This is a genomic window from Pseudomonas sp. Sample_9 (assembly GCF_004307535.1).
Classification (GTDB): domain Bacteria; phylum Pseudomonadota; class Gammaproteobacteria; order Pseudomonadales; family Pseudomonadaceae; genus Aquipseudomonas; species Aquipseudomonas mercuritolerans.
Genome location: NZ_RAZO01000452.1, coordinates 19,605 through 24,298, shown reverse-complemented (window position 1 = coordinate 24,298; position 4,694 = coordinate 19,605). Strand labels below are relative to the sequence as shown.

Here is a 4,694-nt window from a genome sequence, read left to right as displayed (position 1 = left end):
ACCTGCTTGCCGGAGGCGACCCAGAATTGCAGGTCTTCGCGCTCGCGCACCAGCGCCAGCACGCCTGAGCCGGACGGTGTGGTCAGTTTCAGTTGCGGGTAGTTGACCCCGGCGACTTCGGCCGCTGTCACATCAACCTCGTCGGGGCCGACGACGGCGGCCTTGAGGTTGTTCAGCGATGCGCTCATCAGCGGGTTACAGCCGCACAGCAACGAGGCCGCCATCAGGCAGACGCCCACTTTCAATAGGTTCACAGTCGGGCGGCCTTATTTGCTGTTGTTGCTGTATTCGCTCCAGTTCTTCGCTGCCGAAGCCCCGGTGCCGACAATCGACGCCGACGGCACCAACTGGCTGATGAAACGGTTCCAGCGCGTAACGTTGGCCGGGCCGACGTAGACGACATCCTGCGGCCGCACCTGAAAGTGCGAGGCCAGCGCCATGGCGGTCGGCGATTCGGCTTCGAGCTGATAGATCTTGGCCGGCTCGACGTCGAGATTTTCCACGCCGCGAATCACGTACACCGCATTGCCGTTGGAACTGGTCTGACTCAGGCCACCGACCGAACCGAGCACGTCGGACAGGTTCATGGTTGCGGTCTTGAAGCTCAGCGCGCGCGGCTGGTTGACTTCGCCCATGACGTAGATGCGCTTGTTGTCGTTGTACGGCAGATACAGCTGATCGCCGCCCTTGAGGTAGACGTTCTGCAGTTCGGAATCCTGCTGATTGAGCGAGTCGAGATTGAGCGGATACACCCGCCCGTTGCGCGTCAGCAGCAGCCCGGACAAGTCCGCATTGTTGGTGTCGATGCCAGCGGAACCGAGGGCTTCGACCACGCTCAGCGGATTGGTCGAAATCGCTTGCGGGCCGGCCTTCGTGACGGCGCCGGTGACCACGACTTTCTGGCTGGCGAAGCGCAACACCGCGACGTCGACCTGCGGCTCGGCGATGAATGCCGACAAGCGTTGTTCGATGTCGGCGCGCAGTTGCTGGATGGTCCGGCCGGTGGCCTGGACTTCCTTGATGAACGGGTAATACAGCGTGCCATCGGAGCGCACCAGACGGCCGTTGGCATCGATCTGTTGTTGCGCGCCGGAGGGCGCGGTCAGCTCCGGGTGATCCCAGACGGTGATGTACAGCACGTCATTGTTGCCGATGCGATATTCCGCCGGCGTCACCAGCAGCTCCGCCGGCAGCGACTCACGCTTCTGGGTGGCGCGGTTCATGGCGATCAGCTTCGGGGTGATCGGAATCAGCTCGACCCGACTGCTTTCGCTGGCGCCCTGGCGGGTGATATCGCTGGTGCTCAGGTACTGACCGGGGGAAAACATGCAACCTTGCAAAGCGAAACTTGCCAACATTAAAAGATAAACACTACGAGTCATAATGGCACTACGCTATTCAAGGGCGAATCCAAAAAACAAAGTCACCCGACTTGCGTCGGGCGACTCTGTACTGCACTAACAAATGTTCCTGTTAGTTATGCGTGCCGGTTGTACCGGTGGTACCCGTCGTACCGGTGGTACCACCGTTGGCACTACCGCCGCTGTTGGACGCCGCTACAGCACTGGCAACCATTGCAGTACTGGCCGCTGGCGCTTGCGAAGCCGCCACACTGCCACCTACATTGGTTACCGCTGTCAACGGCGCTTCAGCTGCGGCAGCCCAGTTGCTCAACATCGTCAACAGGGCAACTGCCATCACTTTTTTCATAACAACTCCTTTCTAACATTCGAACTGTTAAAAAACAGATCTGTGTCAGAGCTGGTAGCTTTCAAGTCCGCAAAGAGCGCGAACAAGATCCGTTGTTCTTCCACAGTCCTGTGCAACTGCTAAAAGTCGAACGGCAGGTTTATATCTACGGATTTGCAAAAGGCATTGCCAGTGTAATTTCCCGACGTTATCTAACAAGCTGACTGAAACTAACATCGGACTAAATGGCCATCATCGCGAATAACCGTTGGGATGATTCGATTGCCAGCGCCAAGTGTCGGCGACCATGTCCTGCAAGTTGCGCGTGGCCTTCCAGCCGAGTTCTTTCGCCGCTTTCGACGCGTCGGCAAAACTCTCGGCAATGTCACCGGCGCGACGCGGCATCATCCGGTACGGCACCGGCCGCCCGCAGGCCTGTTCGAAGGCATGCAGCACTTGCAGCACGCTGTAGCCATCGCCGGTGCCGAGGTTCCAGGTGTGAATGCCGGTGCGCTCGCTGATCGACTGCAACGCTTTCAAATGCCCATCCGCCAGATCGACGACATGAATGTAATCGCGCACGCCGGTGCCATCGGCGGTCGGGTAATCATTACCGAAGATCGACAGCTCACGCAGGCTGCCGACGGCAACCTGGCTGATATACGGCACCAGATTGTTCGGAATGCCGTTGGGGTCTTCGCCCATATGCCCGCTGGCGTGGGCGCCGATCGGGTTGAAATAGCGCAGCAGCGCGATGCTCCAGCGCGGCTCGGCGAGGCTCAGGTCGCGCAGCACATTCTCGACGATCAGCTTGGACTGGCCGTAGGGATTGGTCGGATTGCCCGTAGGAAAATCCTCGCGAATCGGCATCTCTTCAGGCTCGCCGTACACCGTCGCCGAGGAACTGAACACCAGCCGGAACACCCCCGCCGCTGCCATCGCCTGACACAGGGTGATGCTGCCGCCGACGTTGGTTTCGTAGTATTCGAGCGGCTTGCGCACACTCTCGCCCACGGCTTTGAGCCCGGCGAAATGCAGCACGGCGTCGATCTGATGCTCGCGGAAAATCCGGTCGAGCAGCGGCCGATCGCAGACATCGCCGCGAATCATCCATGCACTTTTGCCGCAAATGGCTTCAACGGCGTGAAGTGCTGCGTCGCTGCTGTTACAAAGATTATCCAGAACGACAACTTCATAACCTGCTTCAAGCAATGCAAGTGTGGTATGCGAGCCGATATAGCCGGCACCACCCGTTACCAGAATCTTCATAGCGCGGTCCGTCATTGAATAAATACCCGGTAGCGTGTCAAGCCATGCCTGGTGGATATGCGGAGCAATTCACACAAACAGGGCGACAACAACCTCAAACAAATTCAGTTCAACCACTGGCAATAATTATTTTTGCCGGTCAAACTGTTTGACGGGTACTTATTAGCACTCCCTGGATACTTATCACTATCGACAGATACCGACTAAAAATAACTAATAACCAAGTAGTCGACATCTCATAACATTAGCGCTTTTTAACAGCGCAACTAATTGCCAGCAACAACCTGACTCGGGTATTAAAGTAAGCCTTCAATAATCATTGAAACTTGCCGCCACTTTCTGGTGCGCAACCGTCGCCTGTGTTCCATGACTGTCCAGGATACTTTTATGATTCGTAAATGTTTGTTCCCCGCTGCCGGCTACGGCACGCGTTTCTTGCCGGCGACCAAAGCCATGCCGAAAGAGATGCTGCCGATCGTCAACAAGCCGTTGATCGAATACGCCGTTGAAGAAGCACGGGACGCCGGCCTGCAACACATGGCCATCGTCACCGGCCGGGGCAAGCGCGCGCTGGAAGACCACTTCGACATCAGCTACGAACTCGAGCACCAGATCCGTGGCACCGAGAAAGAGAAATTCCTCGCCGGCACCCGCGAGCTGATCGACACCTGCACCTTCTCCTACACCCGTCAGGTGGAAATGAAAGGCCTGGGCCACGCCATTCTCAGCGGCCGCCCATTGATCGGCGACGAGCCGTTTGCCGTGGTGCTGGCCGACGACCTGTGCCTGAACCTCGAAGGCGACGGCGTGCTGTCGCAGATGATCCAGCTGTACAGGAAATTTCGCTGCTCGATCGTCGCCATCCAGGAAGTCCCGGCCGACCAGACCCACAAGTACGGGGTGATTGCCGGTGAGCTGATTTCCGAGGGCATCTACCGAGTCAACAACATGGTGGAAAAACCGGCGCCGCAGGACGCGCCGTCGAACCTCGCGATCATCGGGCGCTACATCCTCACCCCGGACATCTTCGACCTGATCGCCGACACCGAACCAGGCAAGGGCGGCGAAATCCAGATCACCGACGCACTGATGAAACAGGCGCAGAACGGCTGCGTGCTGGCCTACAAATTCAAAGGCCTGCGCTTCGATTGCGGCGATGCCGAGGGTTATCTGCAGGCGACCAATTTCTGCTACGACAACGTGTACCTCAAGGGCCGCTGAGACGGCTCCCCACCACCAGAGGCAGGCAACCATGAACATTGCACAACATTCGACAGAGATTGAACGTGAGGTGGGCAACCTCGGGGTGATGAGCTGGTTGTCGCGCCATCAACCGCTGCCCAGCGCCAACGAAACCTGGCTGGGTACGATTCTGCTGGTGGAGCGAATCGGTGTGTTTCCTGCGTCCGGCGATATTCGCCGGCCGCTGCGCGATCCCTATCCGCTGCTCGCGCACCTGAAAACGTTGTATGGCGAACAGGCGCTGGAAATGGATGACCGCGATGGCCTGAAAGTGATCTTCAGCGACTGGCGTTTTCGCGTGCGCATCTGCTGCAACGATCCGGCGATCATCATCAACGTGGAAACCCGTTGTGATGCGCGGTTGATGCCGCGCAAGCTTGACGAACTGCTGGGGCTCATCGACGCCTTCAAGCACGACGCCTGATCACCCGGGCGTCACGCCGATCCATTGTGGGAGCGAGCCTGCTCGCGAAAGCGGCGGCACAGTCAGCATT

At 58.3% G+C, this 4,694-nt stretch carries 5 protein-coding genes and 1 pseudogene; 2 read left to right on the top strand and 4 right to left on the bottom strand.

Annotation, left to right across the window (positions count from 1 at the left end):
- From D6877_RS25790 to galE, 4 genes and pseudogenes are all read right to left on the bottom strand, one after another.
- Positions 1 to 254, bottom strand: a pseudogene (locus tag D6877_RS25790) (YjbF family lipoprotein); the annotation flags it as partial.
- Between the two features lie 12 nt (positions 255 to 266).
- Positions 267 to 1,328 (bottom strand): polysaccharide biosynthesis/export family protein, encoded by a 1,062-nt coding sequence (locus tag D6877_RS25785; RefSeq protein WP_130912529.1) that lies wholly within the window; start codon positions 1,326 to 1,328, stop codon positions 267 to 269.
- A 145-nt stretch (positions 1,329 to 1,473) separates the two neighbouring features.
- Positions 1,474 to 1,710 (bottom strand): hypothetical protein, encoded by a 237-nt coding sequence (locus D6877_RS25780; protein WP_016775457.1) that lies wholly within the window; start codon positions 1,708 to 1,710, stop codon positions 1,474 to 1,476.
- A gap of 231 nt (positions 1,711 to 1,941) precedes the next feature.
- Positions 1,942 to 2,958, bottom strand: coding sequence for a UDP-glucose 4-epimerase GalE (gene galE / locus D6877_RS25775; RefSeq protein WP_016775458.1), 1,017 nt, complete (start codon positions 2,956 to 2,958; stop codon positions 1,942 to 1,944).
- Positions 2,959 to 3,345: 387 nt separating this feature from the next.
- On the opposite strand from galE, the gene galU reads away from it, so the two are divergent.
- Both galU and D6877_RS25765 read left to right on the top strand, forming a co-directional pair.
- A complete protein-coding gene (gene galU, locus D6877_RS25770) occupies positions 3,346 to 4,179 on the top strand; it encodes a UTP--glucose-1-phosphate uridylyltransferase GalU (protein ID WP_041477294.1) in 834 nt (277 codons plus the stop codon).
- 31 nt (positions 4,180 to 4,210) lie between these two features.
- Complete coding sequence (locus tag D6877_RS25765) at positions 4,211 to 4,624, top strand: mannose-1-phosphate guanylyltransferase (RefSeq protein WP_125927270.1); 414 nt, start codon at positions 4,211 to 4,213, stop codon at positions 4,622 to 4,624.
- Positions 4,625 to 4,694: the final 70 nt, after the last annotated feature.

Coding starts and splice junctions, on each gene's coding strand:
- D6877_RS25785 (WP_130912529.1), bottom strand. CDS start 1,328: ATGTTTTCCCCCGGTCAGTACCTGAGCACCAGCGATATCACCCGCCAG.
- D6877_RS25780 (WP_016775457.1), bottom strand. CDS start 1,710: ATGAAAAAAGTGATGGCAGTTGCCCTGTTGACGATGTTGAGCAACTGG.
- galE (WP_016775458.1), bottom strand. CDS start 2,958: ATGAAGATTCTGGTAACGGGTGGTGCCGGCTATATCGGCTCGCATACC.
- galU (WP_041477294.1), top strand. CDS start 3,346: ATGATTCGTAAATGTTTGTTCCCCGCTGCCGGCTACGGCACGCGTTTC.
- D6877_RS25765 (WP_125927270.1), top strand. CDS start 4,211: ATGAACATTGCACAACATTCGACAGAGATTGAACGTGAGGTGGGCAAC.